The sequence below is a fragment of the Halogeometricum limi genome, assembly GCF_900115785.1.
Classification (GTDB): Archaea; Halobacteriota; Halobacteria; order Halobacteriales; family Haloferacaceae; genus Halogeometricum; species Halogeometricum limi.
The window spans coordinates 281,199-300,713 of record NZ_FOYS01000005.1 but is presented as its reverse complement, the minus strand read 5'-3'; the positions used below and the strand labels follow the sequence as shown (position 1 = coordinate 300,713).

The 19,515-nt window shown below is 66.2% G+C and carries 18 protein-coding genes; 3 read left to right on the top strand and 15 right to left on the bottom strand.

Annotated elements, in window-relative coordinates:
* Positions 1–390: 390 nt before the first annotated feature.
* The 13 genes from BM282_RS15425 to BM282_RS15355 form a co-directional block, all read right to left on the bottom strand.
* A complete protein-coding gene (locus BM282_RS15425; RefSeq protein ID WP_089882677.1) occupies positions 391–2,706 on the bottom strand; it encodes an ATP-binding protein in 2,316 nt (771 codons plus the stop codon).
* On the bottom strand, positions 2,703–3,170 hold the full coding sequence (locus BM282_RS15420; RefSeq protein ID WP_089882675.1) for a phage tail protein: 468 nt from the start codon (positions 3,168–3,170) through the stop codon (positions 2,703–2,705). The genes BM282_RS15425 and BM282_RS15420 overlap by 4 nt, the downstream gene beginning before the upstream one ends.
* Positions 3,170–3,340 carry a DUF6760 family protein gene (locus tag BM282_RS15415; protein WP_342712923.1) on the bottom strand — a complete coding sequence of 57 codons (171 nt, stop codon included), beginning with the start codon at positions 3,338–3,340 and terminating at the stop codon, positions 3,170–3,172. The genes BM282_RS15420 and BM282_RS15415 overlap by 1 nt, the downstream gene beginning before the upstream one ends.
* A gap of 23 nt (positions 3,341–3,363) precedes the next feature.
* Positions 3,364–3,837 (bottom strand): hypothetical protein, encoded by a 474-nt coding sequence (locus tag BM282_RS15410; protein ID WP_089882674.1) that lies wholly within the window; start codon positions 3,835–3,837, stop codon positions 3,364–3,366.
* Complete coding sequence (locus tag BM282_RS15405) at positions 3,834–4,277, bottom strand: phage tail protein (protein ID WP_089882671.1); 444 nt, start codon at positions 4,275–4,277, stop codon at positions 3,834–3,836. The genes BM282_RS15410 and BM282_RS15405 overlap by 4 nt, the downstream gene beginning before the upstream one ends.
* Before the next feature lie 23 nt (positions 4,278–4,300).
* On the bottom strand, positions 4,301–7,249 hold the full coding sequence (locus tag BM282_RS18765; protein ID WP_217642716.1) for a choice-of-anchor D domain-containing protein: 2,949 nt from the start codon (positions 7,247–7,249) through the stop codon (positions 4,301–4,303).
* 89 nt (positions 7,250–7,338) lie between these two features.
* Positions 7,339–8,073 carry a hypothetical protein gene (locus BM282_RS15385; RefSeq protein WP_089882668.1) on the bottom strand — a complete coding sequence of 245 codons (735 nt, stop codon included), beginning with the start codon at positions 8,071–8,073 and terminating at the stop codon, positions 7,339–7,341.
* A complete protein-coding gene (locus BM282_RS15380; RefSeq protein ID WP_139229738.1) occupies positions 8,066–8,716 on the bottom strand; it encodes a DUF4255 domain-containing protein in 651 nt (216 codons plus the stop codon). Before BM282_RS15380 ends, BM282_RS15385 begins: the two co-directional genes overlap by 8 nt.
* A gap of 234 nt (positions 8,717–8,950) precedes the next feature.
* Positions 8,951–9,676, bottom strand: a complete 726-nt coding sequence (locus tag BM282_RS15375; RefSeq protein ID WP_089882664.1) for a metal-dependent transcriptional regulator — start codon at positions 9,674–9,676, stop codon at positions 8,951–8,953.
* Between the two features lies 1 nt (position 9,677).
* A complete protein-coding gene (locus BM282_RS15370; RefSeq protein WP_089882662.1) occupies positions 9,678–10,688 on the bottom strand; it encodes a metal ABC transporter permease in 1,011 nt (336 codons plus the stop codon).
* Positions 10,685–11,461 (bottom strand): metal ABC transporter ATP-binding protein, encoded by a 777-nt coding sequence (locus BM282_RS15365; protein ID WP_089882660.1) that lies wholly within the window; start codon positions 11,459–11,461, stop codon positions 10,685–10,687. The genes BM282_RS15370 and BM282_RS15365 overlap by 4 nt, the downstream gene beginning before the upstream one ends.
* Entirely contained in the window at positions 11,458–12,549 is a 1,092-nt protein-coding gene (locus tag BM282_RS15360) for a metal ABC transporter substrate-binding protein (protein ID WP_089882658.1), read from the bottom strand. Before BM282_RS15360 ends, BM282_RS15365 begins: the two co-directional genes overlap by 4 nt.
* 154 nt (positions 12,550–12,703) lie before the next feature.
* Positions 12,704–13,720: a DHH family phosphoesterase gene (locus BM282_RS15355; protein WP_089882656.1), complete on the bottom strand. Its 1,017-nt coding sequence runs from the start codon at positions 13,718–13,720 to the stop codon at positions 12,704–12,706.
* 124 nt (positions 13,721–13,844) lie between these two features.
* Between BM282_RS15355 and arcD the strand changes: the two genes are divergently transcribed.
* Genes arcD through BM282_RS15340 form a run of 3 tightly spaced genes read left to right on the top strand, consistent with a single transcriptional unit; the run spans position 13,845 to position 18,126 of the window.
* Positions 13,845–15,272, top strand: coding sequence for an arginine/ornithine antiporter ArcD (gene arcD / locus BM282_RS15350; protein WP_089882654.1), 1,428 nt, complete (start codon positions 13,845–13,847; stop codon positions 15,270–15,272).
* A 58-nt stretch (positions 15,273–15,330) separates the two neighbouring features.
* Positions 15,331–15,894, top strand: coding sequence for a metal-dependent hydrolase (locus BM282_RS15345; RefSeq protein ID WP_089882652.1), 564 nt, complete (start codon positions 15,331–15,333; stop codon positions 15,892–15,894).
* Positions 15,895–15,942: 48 nt separating this feature from the next.
* Positions 15,943–18,126, top strand: coding sequence for a hypothetical protein (locus BM282_RS15340; RefSeq protein WP_089882651.1), 2,184 nt, complete (start codon positions 15,943–15,945; stop codon positions 18,124–18,126).
* 177 nt (positions 18,127–18,303) lie between these two features.
* On the opposite strand, the gene BM282_RS15335 is transcribed toward BM282_RS15340, so the two are convergent.
* The gene (locus BM282_RS15335) at positions 18,304–18,594 is read right to left on the bottom strand and encodes a DUF7344 domain-containing protein (protein ID WP_089882649.1); all 291 of its coding nucleotides are present in this window, start codon (positions 18,592–18,594) and stop codon (positions 18,304–18,306) included.
* Between the two features lie 167 nt (positions 18,595–18,761).
* Positions 18,762–19,412, bottom strand: coding sequence for a helix-turn-helix domain-containing protein (locus BM282_RS15330; protein ID WP_089882647.1), 651 nt, complete (start codon positions 19,410–19,412; stop codon positions 18,762–18,764).
* Positions 19,413–19,515: the final 103 nt, after the last annotated feature.

Below are 19,515 nucleotides of genomic sequence, written 5' to 3'. Positions count from 1 at the left end.
CTCCCGGCAGAAGCGGCGTCGAGGGCGGTCTCGTTGGTAGAAACCTTTTCGTCGTCGCTCGACGTATCTCTCTGCGTACAGTGACGTCGAGGACTCACTGGACGTGCCAATCCGGGAGTGAGGACTACACAAGCGGTGCGGCGGAGGGGCCAGAACCGACACGTCGAGAGAAGGTGCGGAAGAACGGCCCCGTGGAGATTTCGACGTAGCGCACTCGTAGTTTCGGTCGCCCCGAAACCCCGTTCGCATCGAACCGTTACCCCGAGGTCGCTCGGTCACGTTCCGAGGTCGCTCGGTCGCGTAAGAAGTGGACGAACGAGTCGTGAACGAAGGTTCCCGTCCAGGTCCGATTCGGCGTCTCTGTCGCCCTTCTCCTCACGTACGTCGCGTTTACGAACGAAGACAGGACGCGTACACGCCGAACTCGTCGACACTGAACATCCGGCCCATCTTCTGGTACTCTCGTCTCGTCGCGCGGACGACGTGCGACGTCTCGACGCTCGTTCCCTCCTCGGCGGCGAGGAACGCGGCGTTCAGCGCGACGTTCTTGATGCTCCCGCCGCTCAGTTCCAACCCCGCCAAGAACGGCACGTCGAGGTCTGTCGTCGGCGTCTGGTCCGGAAACACCCGACGCCAAATCTCGGCTCTCGACCGTTCGTCGGGGAGCGGAAAGTCCACGCACGCGTGGATTCGACGCTCGAAGGCGTCGTCGAAGTTCTCGCGTAGGTTCGTGGTCAGCACGACGATACCGCCGTGCTCTTCGATTCGCTGGAGCAGGTAGTTCACCTCGATGTTCGCGTACCTGTCCCGAGCGTCCGTGACCTCTGACCGCTTCCCGAACAGGGCGTCGGCCTCGTCGAAGAGAAGGATGGCGTCGCTTCCCTCGGCCTCGTCGAAGACCCGTTTGAGGTTCTTCTCCGTCTCCCCGATGTACTTGCTCACGACGCTCGCCAACTCGACTTTGTAGAGGTCGAGGCCCGCGTCGGAGGCGAGTATCTCGGTCGCCATCGTCTTTCCCGTCCCCGAGGGCCCCGAGAACAGGACGGTGAGGCCGTTTCCGAGGCTGAATTTCTCTTCGAACCCCCACTCGGTGAGTACCTCTCCGCGGCGTCTGATACGCGCGGCCACCTCGTGCAACTGGTCGAGTCGACCCTCGGGGAGGACGATGTCGTCCCACGTGTACCGCGGTTCGACGCGCCGAGCGAGGCTTCCCAGATTCCGCCTCGCCTGTACGCGACAGCCGCGAGAAAGCGTCTCCGCGGTGAGCGAGTCCCCGTCGTCGAGACGTCGCGCCGTCTCGACGGCGTCGGCTATCTCTCCGGGGGTGAACCGGAACGTCGACGCCAGATACGTCGCGTCGGCGTCGGCCGGGAGGTCCGGAACGGCCTCCCACGAACGCCGTCGCTGCTGGAACCCCGTTCGAGGGAGTTCGACCGTCGAGACGACGTGTCGTTCGACGCCGCGAAAGACGCGTTGTGGGAGGCCGTCGGCGTTGAGCAGGAAGACGTGCGCGCCTAGTTCGTCGAGGCGTTCGACGAGTCCTCGGACGACCGAGAGCGTCTGTTCGCCGTTCTCGTCTCTCTCGTCGACCGACCCGATATCGACCGCGAGTGCGGCGTCTCTCAGTCGGGCCTCGCGTACCAGCAACTCGCACCGCTCGACCCACTCCGTCGCGGGGACGTCCTCGAGGCTCGCGAGGAGGTGTGCGCGGCCGACGGCCGAACAGACGGCCGCCACGCCGGCCGCCTTTCCCACCCCTTCGGGGCCGTAGAGGTGGACGAACGCGTGTTCTCCGCGCTCGGTTCGACGTGCGAGGACGTCGACCAGTCGTTCAAGCCGTCGCCGTCCGCCGTCGTCGACGGGGACGGCGTCGAGACTCGCTGCCGCCGAGGCGTCGACGACGTCGGCGAGTCGCCCCCCGAGTTCGTCGCCGCCGAGCAGGTACTCCACGACGCGTTCTTCGACCCGAACCGTCGCGTTCGGCAGCGGTTCGCCTCCGGAGTCGTCGACCGTGAGGAGTCGACTTCGGCGGAGCACCGACCGGTCGGTGAACGCCGTCCGATATCGTATTCGGTCGCGGCGGTCCGACGCGAAGAGCCGAACCACCAGTCCGACCGTCGGCGTCGTCCGCGTCACGTCGTCGTGGAGGTACGCGTAGATGCGGCCGTACTTCGGGTCCAGTTCGGGTCCGAGCGCTACGAGCAGTGCCTCTCGGTGTCGCGTCTCCAGACCGAACGTCTCGCAGAGCCTGTCGAATCGGAGCGTTCGCCCCGCGTCCCGCGTGAGGCGTTTTCGCCGTCGAATCCGCCGACTCGCCGCCGTCACTCGCGCGTCGAATCGGCGGAACGTGTCGGCGACGTCGAAGAACTGCGTCTCGGCGGCGGCGTCTGCCGGGACGCTCTCGACCGCATCGAAGCGCTCGCCCCCGTCGGTCGACCGTTCACGGCCGTCGTCTCGGACGTCGCGTCCACCCCGGACGCTCTCTCCGTCTCCGCCTCGGTTCGCGCTCCGCCGTTCGCTGCCGTCCAGTGAGGCTCCCAAGAGGTTCCACACTTCGGCGTCGGAGATGTAGAGCCCCGAAAACTCGTTCTCGGCTTCGGTTTCGCTCCACCACGTCAGGAGTCGTCGCTCCAGAAGCCTGTCGAACAGTTCCAGTTCGTCGAGGAGGTACGACGCGTCGTCTTCGTAGGGAGCGACGGCGGTCATGGGCGTCCACTCATCGTGGAGATGCCCTCGTGTACGAGTTCCAGCGTCTCGATTGCCACCGCACCTCGCGCGGCGTCGAACTCGGGGCCGACCCACTTGATGGGGTACGCCCGCAGGAACTCCCACCCCAGCGATTCGTCTCCGGCCGCGTCGAGCAAGACGACGCGGACGTTCTTTCTGAGCGTCGCCAGTTCCAGCGGAACCGGACTCGTGGCGACGGCGTCCTGCATCCACTGCCAGAACGACGCGTCGTCTGTCAGTCCTCGCTTGAGGACGAGGTTCGGGTGCGTGAGTCGCGTCGGGAACTGGTGGACGAACGCGTTGACGCCGCCCTCCTCGTACCGCGCCGTCTCCATCTCGACGGTCAGTCCGGACACCTCCGAGAACCCGCCGACCACGAGTCCGTCAACTTCGACGAGGAATCGGTAGCCGAGATACGGGTCCGTCCGCTCTCCGAGCACCATCAGCGGAGACTCCCGAGCGAGCGTGTCGTCGTCGCCGGTTCGTCGTTCATCCGCTCGTGTATCTTGCTTATCTCCTCACACCAGCGCCGTCGCTCCCAGTGGGGCAGTTCGAGGACGTCGTCGTGGTCCCAGTTGAAGTGGTACGCCACGAAACTCACCTCTTCGTACAGTTGGTCGAGCGGATAGCCGGTCGTCAGCCCTCCGGTCGGTCGGTCGTGACGCCGACCGGCGACTGCAAGTTTCCCTCGGCTACCTGTCCGTTGCCCTCGTCGCCGTCCCCCGCGTCCGGTTCGCTCTGTGCTCTCTCGTCTATCTCCGCCGCGAACACCTCCCCGCACGCCGGACAGGCGGTTTCGACGGCGTTGGACTCGTACGCGTTCACCCGCGTGTAGAGGTCTTGCAGGTACGCGAGGTCCGAGACGAACAGGTTCTCCACGACGTTCGGCGTCACCGACTCCACGTCGCCGAGTTCCGTCACGACCCGAGAGAGGAGGATGACAGACAGATACGACGGGTTGCTCTTCACGCGCGGGTCTTTCAGCGGGAGAATCTCGTCGGCGGCCGTCGCCAGTCGCATCACGCCGTCTCGGTGGAGGGTTCCCTCGGCGTCCGCGTACCCCTTCGGGAGCCTGAACGGCACTTCGACCTGCAGCGGGGTCGAACTCACGGTTCGACACGCTCCATACCTTCGTGCGCTATCTCCATCGACTCTATCGCCACCTCGTTACCGCTGGCGTCTAAGTCGGGGGCGTCGTACTGCGTGGGCCACGCGAGCGTGAAGTTCCACCGCGCGCTGGGCTCTCCGCCCACGTCGAGGAGTACCACCGCGATGTCGCGGCGCGCCTGGTCCATCTGGCCGAGTTCGACCAGTTGCCGCCACTCGAACAGTTCGAGCGAATCGGCCGTCGTCCCCCACTGCAACGAGAGGTTCCCGTACGTCGTGAGGTTCGGCAGCTTTCGCATCGTCGGTTTCTCGTTTCCCTCTCGGTACTCGACGGGTTCGGTCGACGTCTCGGCTATCGTCGCCTGACTGAACCCCGCCTTGTCGATTCCGTCTATCTGGAGCAGGAATCGCGCGTTTCTGTATGGGCCGTGTAAGTCTGCCATGGTCGTCTCTCCTCAGTGTTCGTTCACGCGCTCTCCTCGACGCCGCCGGTCCACTGGCTGATGCGGAAGATGACGAACTCAGCCGGCTTCACCGGTGCGACGCCGATTTCGACGATGAGTCGACCGTTGTCGATGTCATCTTGGGTCATCGTCGTTCGGTCGCAGGTGACGAAGAACGCTTGGTCGGGCGTCGCCCCCTGCAGGGCGCCGTCGCGCCACGTCGTCGTCAGGAAGTTCGTTACGGACTGTCGGATGCGAGCCCACAGCGGTTCGTCGTTCGGTTCGAAGACGGACCACTGCGTCCCCTCGTCGATAGACTCCTCGATGTAGAGGAACAGGCGTCTCACGTTCACGTACTTCCACAGCGGGTTCGACGACGTCGTCCGCGCGCCCCACACGCGCGTCCCTCGCCCGGCGAACGTCCGGATGCAGTTGACGCCGAGCGGGTTCAGGATGTCCTGTTCGGCTTTCGCGATGGGGACGCGCGGTTCGATGACGCCCCGGACGACGGCGTTCGCGGGCGCTTTGTGCACCCCTCGTTCCGTGTCGGTCCGTGCGTAGACTCCGGCGATGTGACCGCACGGCGGAACGTTCTTTCGCGCGTTCGTCAGCGGGTCGAGGACGGTCAGCCACGGGTAGTAGTACGCCGCGTACGTCGAGTCGACCGGCGGCCGTATCGTGTCTATCTTCCCCGGGTCCTCCTCCGTCTGGAGGACCGCGATTCGGTCTTTGAGCGTCTCGCAGTGTATCCGAACCGCGTCGGTGAGCGCTCCCTCGGACTCGTAGTGGTTCTCGTCGGGGACGCAGACGATGGATATCTGGTCTTTCTCGGCCAGTCCGGCCAGCCCCGTCCGCGTGCCCGGCGGCAGTTGTTCGTCGCCCTCGAAGTGCCCGACGGTCACGTCCTCGTCCTCCCGGCCGTCGTCCCAGAGCCACACGGCGTGTCCCGCCGTGTTCGACGGGCGAGCATCGCTTCCCGCGGCGCGTTCGAGTTCGACGAGGTTCGACGCGCCGTTGACGCGGTTCACGTAGTAGTCGGCCGACGTCTCCGTCGGCGAGAGGTTGTCGTACACCTCCTCGACGGTCGGTGTCGGAACCTCGTCGCGTTCCGTGTCGCCGCCGTGCGCCCGCGCGGTGTCGGCGTCGGCGTCTCGACTCCAGTAGCGGACGACGAGTTTGAACAGGTCGTTCTCCGGGTTCGCGAGCGAGGCGTCTTCGACGTGGAGTGCGACGTTGTTTCCCCAGACGCCCGGGCCGACGGCGGCCGCAGTGAGCGCCGTCCCGTCGCCCGCGCCGCTGAGTTCGACCGTGTGTGAGTTCTCTGCCGCGCCCGTCAGTGTCACCGTGAGCGTCGCCGTGTGTTCGCTCTCGTCCGGCGGTTCGTACACCACTCCGATGCGCGCGCTCTCGCCCGGCGCGAGTGCTATCGGGCCGTCCGCGTCGGCGTCGAAGTCGTGGAGGACGCCGAAGACGTCGGCGTTGCCGGACGTGACCTCCTCGACCGTGACCGCGTCGGTGTCCGCGTCCCCGCCGTGGACGAGGACGACCGACCGCCGGGCCCGACTCCCGACGGGAACGAGTCCGAAGTCGAGTTCTCCCGCCTCGACGGAGACGGACGCTGGCCCGGTCTGTACGTCGCCCGGTTCGACGCCGCTCCCGGTGACCGTGAACGACGCGATGTCGGCGTCCGAGTCGTCTTTCAGCACGAGTTCCGCCTCGCGGGCACCGGCCGCCGCCGGGGTGAACCGGACGACGAAGTCGCGGTGTTCCATCGCTCCGATAGTGAACGACGACGGTTCCTCGGTCAGTTCGAACTCTCCTTCCTCGGCGGTGGTGAGTTCCATCTCGACGCTCGCGACGTCCTCGTCGGTGTCGTCGTCGGTGTTGTACACGCGGACCGTGAGCGTCTCGGACGCTTCGAGTTCGACGTCGGAGAAGTCGACTTCGCCGGGTGCCGACCCGTCTGCCTCCAGTGCCCCGTCGGTCTCGGCGTCGACCCCACGGCCCGTCACGTCGACCGTGACGTCGGTGCCCGACTCGTCGTCGACGTCGAACGTGAGCGTCGCCGTCTTGTCGTCGGCCGCCGAGTCCGGCGTGAACGTCACCGTCAGGACGTGTGGTTCGTCGTCCGTTCCGAGCGTCACCGGATTCGACGCGTCGAAGTCGGTGGTGAACTCGGTATCGGAACTGGTGACGTCCTGAATCGTCACGCTCTCTTCGCCGCTTCGATTCGAGAGCGTCACCTCCAGTTCGTCCGAACTACCGACGACGACCGTTCGGAAGGACAGTTCCGCCGGCGAGAGTTCCAGTCGACCGACGCCTCGTCCTTCGAGTTCGACTTCGTACGGCCCCTCGGGATAGGACGCGTCGTGAGTCACGAGCACTGTCGCGTCCCGGTCGTTTTCGGCCGACGGTTCGAATCGGACGGCTATCTCCGCCGTCTCCTTCGGGCCGAGCGTGATGCCCGTCGCCGAGTCGAAGTCCGTGCTGTAGTCCGTACTCATCGCGGGCGGGTCGAGCGTCACGCCCTGTATCTCGACGCTGACGTCTCCGCTCGTGTTCGTCAGTTCCAGCATCTCGGTCACGCCGTCGCCGAGGACGACGTCGCCGAACGAGACGGTCTTCGTCGAGACGGCCAGCGAACTCCGCAGTCCGAACGGCGAGAGAGCCGTCTTCGCGACGCCTTTCTCGCCCGTGACTCTGCCGACGAAGCACCGGGTGCCGCCGTTCCGGAAGAACCCGTCGACGGCGTACGCGAGGTGCGTCCCACGTAACCGACCCTGTTCTCCGTAGAGGTCGTACCCGCCGAACGTCCGTCTGTAGTCCGCAAAACTCGTGAGGAACCGGGGAACCGTCGGCCCCCGTTCCGTCTCTCCTAAGAACCCCGCTGTGCTCGTACTTACCCCTTCGATGGGCATCGAACCGGTCTCTACTTCCTCCACGTAGACGCCGGGCGATAGATACTCTGGCATCTACGCTTCCTCCCCCAGTCGGGTCATAGCGTACGGGAGGCTCTGTATGTAGATAAATTTATGTATCTAATCGAACATGGAGGGGAGGCTCAGCGGACGAGTACGCGGTCCACGGAGAGCGACCCGCCGTCGAGTGTCAGCGAGACCGCAGTCGTCTTCGACTCGCGCAATTCGACCGCGGGTGAGACGGAGGTCGTTCCGCCGGATTCGACGAGGATGTGGGGGTCTTCGTCGGCCACTTTCACGAGAGGGTCGTCTCCCTCGGTGTCGACAGTCCAGCCGCCGTCGCCGGGGAGGTAGAGGACGAACTCGCCCTCGGCCGAGGTGGTCGTCGTCTGTACCTCGGTCCGGTCGCCCGTCGCCGGTTCGGGACCGACGAGTTTGACGGTCGCTTCGGCTATCGGTGTCCCGGGCGTCTCGCTATCGGGTGTCGGGGCGGGGCCGCGGAGGACGCCGCGGACGAGCGTGGTTCCCGCGTCGAACTCGTACGCCGGCGTCGGTTCCAACGGCACTTCGAGCACCGGGTAGGGCGCAGAGAGCACCTCTTCGGTGACGACGACGGGGTCGGTCGGCGCGAAGAATCGGTCTCCGGCGTCGACGCTCAGCGTCGGTTCTCCCGGGGGAATCTCGAGGAAGACGTCGTACCCGTCGGCCGTCCGTCTCGACCGAAAGCTCCCCTCCTCGAACCACCCGGTCGGCCGGTCGCCACGAACCGTCGTCGGCGCGCCTCCCGTCACCCTGTCGACGAACGACACGGCGAGTGCGAGCGACGTCGTTCGGACGGCCGACCGGTACTGGTCGGCCGCGTCGCCGCCGTTACTCACCGTCGCCTCCGTCGGCGGGTCCGTCCTCGGGACGGCGCAGACCGGACCTGACGGCCCGACTCTTCGTCCGGGCGAGCGGTGTCGTCTGCGTCGCGTCTATCTCGACCGGCGAGACGACGTACGCGACGGACGGCTGATACGGCCGGTCCGAGAACGTGTTCCAGATGCTCAAGAGGTCCTCGCTCTGCTCGGGGTAGATGGAGAGTCGCAGTTCGTCGTCGTCCGCGACCCACTCGTGGAGGTCCGACCCACGAAGGACGCTGTTCTCCCCGAGCACCTGCATCGCTCGCCCGAGTAGTTTGTGCTGGTTCGAGGCTTCGTCGGTGTGCGTCTCACTCGGTCCGTGCGGATACGTCGTGAGGAGGTAGTAGAGGTCCAGCGATAGCGGCGATGGTCGATACCGACGTTCGTCTCCGGGTCCGGCGGGCGGAACCTCTCGGCGCTCGGCGTTCTTCAGCGACGGGTTCTCCGCCACTCGGTAGAGAAAGAGGGTCAGCACTGCCGCATCCTGCGCATCTAACGCTCCCGGCGACGCGAGCACTATCCTGTTACGCAGTTCGCCCAGATTCAGGTCGTCCATCCGGGACGCGAGCATATTCCGCAGGCTCAGTCCGACCCCGGCGACCACCGTCGACTCTCCCACCGTCACCACTCCCCGGTGTCGCCCGACTCCGGCGTCGACCGTTCGGGCCGCGCCTCGACAGTCGCGGAGTTCGACCCGACGACACCGGCACTCACCGCAAACCTGTGTTTCATCTCGTCCCGGTACTAATTGTACGCTCGCTAACAAAAGCCTATCTCGTGGCGGTCTTTAGACGGCTGAAACCTCCGATTGCACGGTTTCGACGACGAGAGACCGCGACCGGTGACCGGGCGACTACTCCACCGACTCGACGAGGACCGACGCCGCGACGTCCGCGGGGAGACTCACGGTCGACTCGTCGCTTTCGACGGAGACGGTCACCATGCCGAACGGCGTCGTCTCGTCGACGGTGAGCGTCGCCGAGGGTTTGACACCCGCTTCGACGAGGTACGCCAGCGTCTCGTCGTCTCGCGACGTGACGCGCGTCACGACGTGGCGCGTCCCGACGTCCGTGTCGGCGACGGAGACGCGTTCGCCGGCGGCGGGGACGTCGAGGTTCGCGTCCGGTATCGGGTCGCCGTGCGGGTCCAGTTCGGGCGCGCCGAGGAGGTTCGAGAACTCTCGGGCGAGACGGTCGCTGAGGTGGTGTTCCAGCGTGTCGGCTTCGGCGTCGACTTCGCTGAGTTCGTAGTCGAACACCTCCACGAGGAACGTCTCGACGAGTCGGTGCTTCCGAACGACGGCGAGTGCGGCGGTTCGGCCGAGAGGGGTGAGTCTGACCGGGCGGTACTTCTCGCGTTCGAGAAAGCCCCGGTCACCGAGTGCGTCGAACATGCTCGTGACCGTCGCGCGTTCGACGCTGAGTCGGTCGGCGACCGCCGAGTTCGACACCCACTCCTCGCCCGCCTCTTCGAGGTTGTAGATGTGCCGGAGGTAGTCCTCCATGGCGGGGGAGAGCGAGTCCGCCGTGCTCTCGTCCCGGTCGTCGGTCGACTGCGCCGCGGATGTTGCTTCGACCATCTCAGTCGGACGTGGCCTCGCCGTCGTCGGCCGCGATGGTGTCCAGTTCGAGCGCCGGGTCGTCGCCGAGTCGCCGTTGGAGTCGTCCGATACCGACCGCGGCGACGTAGATGGCGACGGCGACGAGAACGATGACGCCGCCCGCCGTCGCCTCGCCGTAGTAGGCGACGCCGATTCCGAGTATCACGGCCAGTTCCGCGAGGACGACCGAGACGAGCAGTGACTCGGTGAAACTCCGGGACACCTGCGTCGCGCCCGCGACGGGGACGACGAGCATCGCGGCGACGAGGATGACGCCCATAATCTGCATCGCGCCGACGACGACCAGCGCGGTCAGCATCACCATGATGCGGTTGTACCACGTCACCGAGAGGCCGGAGACGGCGGCGGCCGTCTCGTCGAACGTCACGTAGAGCAGTTGGTTCCGCGTCACCGCGACGGTGGTGACGATGACGCCGAACAACACGAGCAGGATGGCCGCGTTCTCCGCGGAGACCGTCGAGAGGTTCCCGAAGAGGAACTGGTTGACGCCGACGGCGAGACCGCCCGCGTTGATGCTGATGAGCGTCGTTCCGAGGGCGAACCCCGTCGAGAGGACGATGGCCATCGAGACGTCGTTGTAGGCGTCCGTCGCCTCCGAGATGAGTTCGATGAGCAACGCGGAAAGCATCGCGACGACCACGGCCGTCAGATACGGCGAGACGCTCAGTTCGAGGACGGCGTTGAGGAACAACCCGACGGCGACGCCCGCGAACGCGGTGTGCGCGAGTGCGTCGCCGATGAGCGCCAGTTGGCGGTGGACGAGGAACGTCCCGATGAGCGGAGCCATCACGCCGATGCAGAGGCCGACGAGGACGGCCCGGTGCATGAACGGGTACTGCAGGAGTTCGAGACCCGTCGCGCCCGCGACCCAACTCATCGCCTGCGACCAAAGCGTGAGGAACCAGTAGAACGGCGCGAGCGCGGTGTCGATGGGTCCGGCCTGAAGCGGGCCCCCGACGAGGGCGTTCATCGACTCCCCCCGAGGAATGAGGCGGCCGTCCCGAACGCCCGCCCGAGTGCGTCGCTCTCGACGAACTCGGCGGTCGGCCCGTCGAAGTATATCTCGCGGTTGAGACAGACGACGCGTTCGGCGTGTTCGGTGACCGCGCCGAGGTCGTGTTCGATGAGGAGGACCGTGATTCCGTCGTCGTTCAGCGACGCGAGGAGGTCGTAGAATGCCTCCACGGACTCCACGTCGACGCCGACGGTGGGTTCGTCGAGGACGAGGAGGTCGGCTTCGCTCGCCAGCGCACGGGCGATGAACGCCCGTTGGCGCTGCCCGCCGGACAGTTGCGTCACGCGGCGGTCGGCGAACGCGGTCATCCCGACCGTCTCCAGTGCGTCGTCGACGATGGCCCAGTCGGCCGCCGAGAGTCGCCCGAACCCGACGTGCGGGAACCGACCCATCTTCACGACTTCGCGGACGGTGATGGGCATCTCTTTCGCGGCGCTCGCGTGCTGAGCGACGTAGCCGATTCGCGCGCCGTCGTCGAACCGCCGGGACGACTCGCCGAACAGACTGGCCGCCCCCTCGTCGGGGTGGAGGAGGCCAAGCATGAGTTTCATCAGCGTGGACTTGCCGGACCCGTTCGGGCCGACGACGGCGACGTACTCGCCCGCGTCGATACGGAGCGAGATGTCCTCGACGACCGGTGCCGAGGTGTAGCCGAACGTCACGTCCGACAGTTCGACGACTGCGGGCGAAGACTCGGGGTCTCTCCCGGCGTCTTCGAGGGCGCTCATTCGAAGTTTCTCCACTCGCTATCCCACCCGTCGGGGCCGGCCTCCTCGGGCGATTTGTTCCCGAGGACGACCTCGAAGGTGGGCATGTTGATGTTGTACGCTATCTCCTCGTAGCCCCAGTTATTTTCGACCCAGTCCTCGCGGACGCCGGCGTACGGGGTGACCGGGTAGTACGCCTCGACGGCCGTCTCGGCGAGGAGTTGCTTGGCCGGTCGCCGCGTCTCGAACACGCCCGCGCCGATGTACTTGATGTCGTTCTCGTCGATGACGCGCTTGGCCTCGGTGATGTCGGAAGGCTTCACGTCGCCGCTGGCGGCGAGGTTGACGACGAGCGGTCGCATCTCGACCCCGTAGCGAGCGCCGATGTACTGGAAGGCGTTGTGCGCGGCCAGTTGGACGACCTTTCGGGAGGACTGCTCGAAGATTCGCTCGTAGTCCCGGTCGATTCGTTCGAGCACCTCGGTCTTGTACGTCGAGGCGTTCTCGCGGAACGTCTCTTCGTGCTCGGGTGCGAGTTCGACGAACCCTTCGGTGATGTTGTCGACGGACTGCTTCGCTTGCTGGGGGTCCAGCCAGAAGTGCGGGTCTTTCCCCCGCCCTTCCCCGACGCCCTCTTCGTCGGGGTCGAGACTCGCCGCGAGGTCGACCAACTCGACGCCCTCGCGCACGTTGATGAGTTGGGTGTCGACGTCGTCGTCTTTCAGCGTCTGGATGGCCCGGTCGGCCCACGGCTGAAAGTCCTCGCCGACGTGGACGAACGCGTCGGCCTCGATGATGTCTTTCGTGATGCTCGCGTTCGGCTCCCACCCGTGGCCGTGCAGGCCCGTCGGGATGAGGTTCCGCACCGTGACCGGCGTATCGCGGGCAATCTTCAGCGCGAAGTCGTAGAAACTGAAGAACGAGGCGACGACGACGGGCCCGTCCTCGTCGTTCGAATCGGTTCCGCTCGAACCGGATTCTCCCTCGTTCTCGCTGCTTCCGCTCGCACTGCATCCCGCGAGACCGGCGGCGACGAGACTCGTTCCGGTCGCGAGTACGCTCCGACGTGAGACGGCTCGATTCGCCATCCGCTCTTGTTCGCTTCTCATTACTCACCTGTACCGGAACAAACTGTATAATGGTTCTGGTCTAAACAACAAATTAGAGAAGTCTAATTCCGTTCGTGTCGCCTCGACGGCTCTCCGGATTGTGGCGGTGAGACTGACTGCAGGGACGGACACTGGTCCGTCTATCCACAGATTTCTACTCTGACGTCGTACGCAAGCGGAGACTTCGGACGAGTCGGTCCGTGACCACCGCCTCGACGACGTCGACGAACCCCGCGTCGCTCACGTCGTAGTCGGCGAAGATGCCCAGCGGAACCGCGCCGCCGGCCATCTCGCGGTGCCCGCCGGCGCTCCCCACGTCGTCGAACGCGTCGTGGAGGACGTTGCCGATGTGGATGCGCGAGTCCGTCGAGCGAGCGCTCAACTCGATTTCGTCGTCGACGATGCCGAAGACGATGGCCGTCTCGACGCCTTCGAGCGTCGCGAGATAGTCCGCCGCCTGCGGGAGGGCGTCGCGTTCGTCCGTCTCGCCGACGTGGGTGATGAGAACCGACCCCCGAATCGTGCGGTTCGCGATGGCCTCGGCGATGGCGTCGATGGTCGCGCCGCTGACCGACGGTGTCGAGAGCGTCCGGAGTAAGTCGCGGTCCGCGTGTTCGTGAAGCGCGCCGGCGGCGGTGTACTCGGCCGTCGTCGCCCCGCGGAGGAACCCGAGCGTCTCGCGGCGAATCGCGAACAGGAGCGCCGTCGCGAGCGTCGCGTCCAGTTCGACGTCGAGTTCGCGGAGGTACTCGGTGAGAATCGTCGCCGTCGCCCCGACGTCCTCGCGGTGGTCGACGAACCGCGCGTCGATACCCTCTACCGAGTGGTGGTCGATGACGATGTCGACGCTCGTCCCCGGCGACACCTCGTTGTTCGCGCCGGGCACCGCGTGGTCGACGAACGCCAGAAGCGAGTCCTCGGACCGGTTCTCGACCGCATCCGCGTCGAACGGCCGAAGGTCCATCTCCAGGAGGTTGATGAACGCCCGATTCTGCTGGTGTGAGATGCTTCCGCTGTAGAAGATTCGGTGCGCCTCGATACCCGCAATCGACGCGATACGGCCGAGTGCGAGCGTGCTCGCCAGACAGTCGGGGTCCGGGTTGTTGTGGCAGACGACCGTGAGTTCGTTCGCCTCCGCGAGCAACTCCGAAAGTGTCTGCGCCTTAGTCATCACCTAGGGGTTGGACACCGAGTCACAAGCCTCTGTCTACTGACTGCACAAGTTCTTCACGAACGTTTAAAGAGAATATTCCGTGGCCCTTATATTTCTGAGAGTTATTGAAGGATATACTACAATGTCCCAAGCGCATGATTTCTCGCTGGACACGGACGTCCGGCCGTCGCTCGCACAGGCACTCGTGCCCGTGTTGGGCGTCGTCGTCTTCCTCGGCGTCGGGTCGGGGCTGTTGAAACTCGCCCCGCACGCGCCGCTCCTGTGGAGTATCGTGCTGACCGGGCTGGTCGGAAAGTACTGGATCGGACTGTCGTGGAACGACCTTCAGACGGGAATCGTCGGCGCGCTCTCGACGGGGATGCAGGCGCTTCTCATCCTGTTCACCATCTACGCGCTCATCTCGACGTGGGTCAGCGCCGGGACGATTCCGGGCCTGATGTACTACGGGCTTGGCGTCCTCTCGCCCACCGTGTTCCTCCCCGCGACGGCTCTCCTCGCCGCCGTCGTCGCGTTCGCCATCGGGTCGTCGTGGACGACGGCCGGGACGCTCGGCGTCGCGTTCATCGGTATCGGCGCCGGACTCGGCATCCCCGCGCCGATGACCGCCGGTGCCGTCCTCTCGGGCGCGTACGCCGGTGACAAACAGTCGCCGCTCTCGGACACCACGAACCTCGCCGCCGCCGTCACCGACACCGACCTGTACGACCACATCCGCGGGATGCGACTCGGGACGGTTCTCGCGTTCGGTCTCGCCGTCCTCCTCTACGCGGGCATCGGCCTGCGAGCCAGCGGCTCCATCCCCGCCGGCCAAGTCGAGGGTATCCGCAACGCTCTCGCCGGGACGTACTCGCTCTCGCTTCTCGTGTTCCTCCCCCTCGTCGTCACGTTCGGCCTCGCACTCCGCGGCTACCCCGCGCTCCCGACGCTCGTCGCGGGCGTCTTCGCGGGCGTCTTCACCACCGTCCTCGTCCAGGGCGTGCCGTTCACCGCGGCGTGGGACGTGTTCCTCAACGGAACCGCGCCGGAGACGGGTCTCGAACTCACCAACGACCTCCTCGCCAGCGGTGGCCTCGCGGGGTCCGCCTGGACCATCAGCGTCGTCGTCGCCGCACTCTCGCTCGGCGGCATCCTCGACGCCGCGGGCATCCTGAACGAACTCGCTCGCCGACTCGAACAGATAGTCTGGAGCCCCGGAAGCCTCGTCGCCGGCACGGGTATCGCCGCGTTCGCGACGAACTTCTTCTCCGCGCAGCAGTACATGAGCATCGTCGTCCCCGGCATGACGCTCGGCGACGTCTACGAGGAGTACGGCCTCGACAGCCGAAACCTCTCGCGCGCCGTCGAAGCCGTCGGGACGCCCACCGGTGCGCTCCTCCCGTGGCACGCCGGCGGCGTCTACATGGCGAGCGTCTTCGGCGTCGCGACGCTGGAGTACGCGCCGTACTACTTCTTCGCGTACCTCTCGCCGGCCATCCTCTTCGTCATGGCCGCGACGGGCTGGAACATCCAGACCGAAGCGCAGACGGCCGCCGCGCCGAGCGACGACTGACCGGCGTACCGCGGTCCGTTCCAAAGAACTATGCTGGCTCCGACGACACGGCGAGACGATGCTTCCGTGGGGCCACGCCGGGTTCGGTTATCTGTTGTACTCGGCGCTCGTCAGAGCGAGAACCGGCCGCCCGCCGACCGGACCTCCCGTGCTCGGACTCGTCTTGGGAACCCAGTTTCCCGATCTCGTCGACAAGCCCGCAGCGTGGACGTTCGACGTCCTCGCGTCCGGCCGCAGTCTCGGGCACTCGGTGTTCACGTTCGCGATACTGATGGGCGTTCTCTGGGCGGTCTTCGATACGCCCCGACGCCGAGCGCTCGTCGCCGCGTTCGGCGTCGGCTACGGTTCGCACCTCGTCGGTGACGCCCTCGCCCCGGTCGTACAGGGTGAGTCCGAGAACCTCGGTTACCTCCTCTGGCCGCTGTTACCGGGACCGACGGACCACAACACGAGTTTCCTGGAGTTCTTCTTGAGCCTTCAGTGGACGCCGTTCATGCTGTTCGGCTTCGCCGTCGCGTTCGCTTCGGTCGTCGTCTGGATGTTCGACGGGATGCCCGGTGTCACAGACCTGTTCGCCCTCGTCTCGTCCGCGGACGCCGTCGATTCGGCAGACGACCGCTGAAATCCGCTCCCCGCTACGCTCATCTCGTCTCGGAGACTAGTTCGAAGGATGGCTCTCCGGTCGCTCTCAGGTCGCTTTCGCACGTTCGTCCCGACGCTCAGACTCCACCGCGCACCGGAGTTCTTCGGCCCGACCGATATCAACGCACAGTCGGGGAACCAACGTCTCTCCGTCGCGCTGAACCGCGAGGGAACGGTCACGGTGCTTCGGTGGCCTCGACCCTCCTACTACAACCACGTCGGGCACCACACGACTGACAGAGACGAACCGCGGTTCGGCGCGCGCCCGAACGAGGGGTCGTTCCTCGGACTCCGCGTCGAACTCGACGACCGGACGGAGGACGCCGCGGAGACGACGTGGTTTCGCGACTGGCGAAGCCGACAGCGCTACGTCGACCCGCGTTCGGACGTCGTCGAGACGACCCACACGCACGAGGGGTTCGGACTGTCGGCGACGGTGACGGACGTCGTCGACGCGGAGACGGACGTCCTCGTCCGCGAGGTGTCCGTCTCTCGGTCTCCCGACTCTCCCGTCCGACGCGCGGTGCTTCTCGCGTTCGCTAACGTCGACGTCACCGTCTCGAAGCGGCGGTGGTCGCCACTGCAGGACCTCCGGCGACGGTGGAACGGGGACAACCACGCCGAGTACCACCGCGACGTCGGCGCGGTGATGTTCTGGAAGTCCGGAACCGACGACTCGGCGGACGAACCGCAGAGCGTCGCCGTCGCGTTCGCGTTCGCCGGGCCGTGCGACGCGTTCCACGTCGGGTCCGACGACCAGTTCCCGTCTCGGGGGGCGACCCCCGCCGACGCGTACGCCGTGGCGACGCAGGGGACGTTCGACCGAAACCGGTCTCACACGGGGACGACGACGGGCCTTCTTGTCCGTTCGCTCGACTTCGAGACCGACTCGAAGGCCGACGCCACCAGGGGCGACGTCGCGAGTGCGACGGTGCTGTACGCCGCCGCGACGACGCCCTCGGACGCTCGTAGAGTCCTCGCGGACGCACGCGGACGCTCGCCCGACGCCGTGCGGGGAGACAAGCGCGCGTGGTTCGACGGCTACCTCGGCGACGCACCGATGCCCGCGACGGACGACCCCGTCGTCGTCGCCGTCGCGTGGCGCGCCCTCGTCACACTCGTCACCAACTACGACCCGCAGTCGGGCGCGGTCGTCGCCTCTATCGCCACCCAGAGCCCGTACGCCCAAGACTGGCCGCGGGACGGCGCGTTCTGCAACCACGTCCTCGACCGAATCGGCCGCAGCGACTGGGCTCGAAAGCGGAACCGATGGTACGCGTCGCTGCAAGAGTCCGTCGGATGGGGAGTGCTCGGAACGACCATCGTCCCCGCGGGCAACTGGGCGATGAACTACTACGCCGACGGCGACGAGGGCGGGCCCATCCCGTGGGAGATAGACCAGACCGCGCTGACGGTCTGGGGTCTGTGGGACCACTACCAGACGACCGGCGCGCGCGAGTACCTCCGCGAGGTGTACCCCGCGATTCGTCGCGCGGCCGACTTCTTCGTCGCCTACCGCGACCCCTCGACGGGCCTGCACCGCGCGGCCCACGAGGACGACAACCTCGTCCGCTCCCGCACCATCGTCGGCGCGAGTACGGTGTGGCTCGCACTCGACTCGGCCGTCCGCGCGGCGACGGTACTCGGTTTCGACGCCGACGTCTCTCGCTTCTCTCGCCGCCGCGACGAACTCGCCGGAGCGATAGAGATGCACCTGTGGAACCCCGCTGACGGCGCGTACACGCGGAATCGGTCGTTCGTCGACCGACTCGTCGCCCATCCCCTCGTCCCCGACGCGTTCCGCGCGCTTCCGCTCGTCCCGACGACGAGTGGCGCGTCGGTGCTCTCGTGGCCCGCCCGGTACGCCGACGTCGACCAGCCCCGGATGCGCCGTCACCTCGAACACGTCTGGAAACACGTCTCGGCGTCGTTCGCGGAGCCGGATTCGGGCTCGCGGCAGTTCGGAATGTACGAGACGAAGGCGCTCATCGCGCTGTCGAAGGCGTGGGCGGACGACCCGGTGCGACTGGAACGCGTCCGCGACGGCGTCCGCTGGGTCGCGCACGAACACGCGACGTTCGATACGCACGTCCTCGGCGAGGCGTGGATTCGCCACGACGGCGACGTCGTCGCCGCGGTGTGTCAACCGCACACGTTCACCGGACTGCTGTTCTACTACGCGGCGTTGGAAGCGTTCGGGACGGCGTCGTGACGGGCGTCGCTCTGTTTACTTTTCGCGGGGACTCTCTTCGGTGCCGGGTTTTCCGGACGGTGGGAATCAGAACGGGAACAGTTCGGAATCGTCGAGGGAGTCGTCAGAGTCCGGCGCGGCGGACGACCCCAGAGAGACCACGAAATACCCGAACGAGCGAGCGACCGTCTCCCCGACCTACACCTGTTCGAGCAAGGCCGTCGCGACGTCGAAGCGGTCGCCTCTCCGGACGGTCCTCGACGGACGGTCGACGTCGAACACGCCGGCGTCGTTCAGTTTCGGCAGGTGCACGTGACGGAGCATCGTCGCGATGTCGGCCGCGGCGTCGTCCACGTCTTTCTCGGCCGTCGGGCGGTCTTCCCGTTCGGCGAGTTCCCGAGCGAGTTCTTCGACGGTCTTCGAACCGGTCCCCTTCTCGAAAATGTCGACGAGGCGGCGTCTCCGCGCGTCGGCCAAACAGTCGAACATCGAATCTACGTCTTCGAGTGCCGACTCGTCTGCGAGCCTCCGCTCCCGTGGTGGAGGGGAACCGTCCGGGGAGTCATCGCCTGACAACATCTGGTATACAGTAAGAAAGACAACTCGTCCGGGTCACTCTTGTTGCTGTTTATACAACGCGCTTATATACTCTGCCATCAGGCCTCGAGCGAGGCGAGCGTTCGGCCGAGCACTTGACGTATCCCGCGCCGGAGACGCGAGGCGACGGCCTGCTGTGTAATCCCCAACTCCTCGCCGAGTTCGGCCATCGTCACGTCGCGCGGCGAGTTGAAGTAGCCGCGTTCGTAGGCGAGAAAGAGTAGCTCCTGTTGCGGGTCTGTGAGCGACGACTCGACGGTGGTTTCGACCGGTGTGAGCGTGTTCAGAGCCGTCAGCGACACCGGAATGTCGCGGTCCCGGCAGAGTTGCTGAAAGTTCGCGACGTTGCTTCGTCGGTCGCCTCGAATCTCGAAGGTCCAGCGGTCGTCCGTCCCCACGGCCGAGATGAGGGGAACCTCCGTCTCGGCGAGTGTGCTGAGAACTCCTTCGTAGGTCGAATCCCACTCCGCGCGCAGGAGATACTCGTCCCCGACGGAGTCCACCAGTCGGATGGTCTTCACGCCGGGATGCTCGGCGAACGCCGCCTCCACGTCGTCGATGTCGACGCCGCGGACCCAGAAGTAGGGGATGACGACCCCGTTGCCGGGGACGATACGCTCCAGTTCGACGGTGACGCCCGGAACCTGCTCGAATATCGTTCCCAGCGGAAACTCGTCCGTCGCGACGGTGAACGTCGCCTCGGTGGCCATACCTTCCTCTCGTTCCGCGTGGAGATAGACTTGCGCTCCGGTCTGCGGGTCTGGGGGGTGTACGGGAGACGTGCGGCGATTCGCGCCGCTCCGAAACTCGACA

Bases quoted from the DNA above. Each gene is read 5' to 3' on its own strand.
- BM282_RS15425 (WP_089882677.1), bottom strand. From the start codon at position 2,706: ATGACCGCCGTCGCTCCCTACGAAGACGACGCGTCGTACCTCCTCGAC.
- BM282_RS15420 (WP_089882675.1), bottom strand. From the start codon at position 3,170: ATGGTGCTCGGAGAGCGGACGGACCCGTATCTCGGCTACCGATTCCTC.
- BM282_RS15405 (WP_089882671.1), bottom strand. From the start codon at position 4,277: ATGGCAGACTTACACGGCCCATACAGAAACGCGCGATTCCTGCTCCAG.
- BM282_RS18765 (WP_217642716.1), bottom strand. From the start codon at position 7,249: ATGCCAGAGTATCTATCGCCCGGCGTCTACGTGGAGGAAGTAGAGACC.
- BM282_RS15375 (WP_089882664.1), bottom strand. From the start codon at position 9,676: ATGGTCGAAGCAACATCCGCGGCGCAGTCGACCGACGACCGGGACGAG.
- BM282_RS15370 (WP_089882662.1), bottom strand. From the start codon at position 10,688: ATGAACGCCCTCGTCGGGGGCCCGCTTCAGGCCGGACCCATCGACACC.
- BM282_RS15365 (WP_089882660.1), bottom strand. From the start codon at position 11,461: ATGAGCGCCCTCGAAGACGCCGGGAGAGACCCCGAGTCTTCGCCCGCA.
- BM282_RS15360 (WP_089882658.1), bottom strand. From the start codon at position 12,549: ATGAGAAGCGAACAAGAGCGGATGGCGAATCGAGCCGTCTCACGTCGG.
- BM282_RS15355 (WP_089882656.1), bottom strand. From the start codon at position 13,720: ATGACTAAGGCGCAGACACTTTCGGAGTTGCTCGCGGAGGCGAACGAA.
- arcD (WP_089882654.1), top strand. From the start codon at position 13,845: ATGTCCCAAGCGCATGATTTCTCGCTGGACACGGACGTCCGGCCGTCG.
- BM282_RS15345 (WP_089882652.1), top strand. From the start codon at position 15,331: ATGCTTCCGTGGGGCCACGCCGGGTTCGGTTATCTGTTGTACTCGGCG.
- BM282_RS15340 (WP_089882651.1), top strand. From the start codon at position 15,943: ATGGCTCTCCGGTCGCTCTCAGGTCGCTTTCGCACGTTCGTCCCGACG.
- BM282_RS15335 (WP_089882649.1), bottom strand. From the start codon at position 18,594: ATGTTCGACTGTTTGGCCGACGCGCGGAGACGCCGCCTCGTCGACATT.
- BM282_RS15330 (WP_089882647.1), bottom strand. From the start codon at position 19,412: ATGGCCACCGAGGCGACGTTCACCGTCGCGACGGACGAGTTTCCGCTG.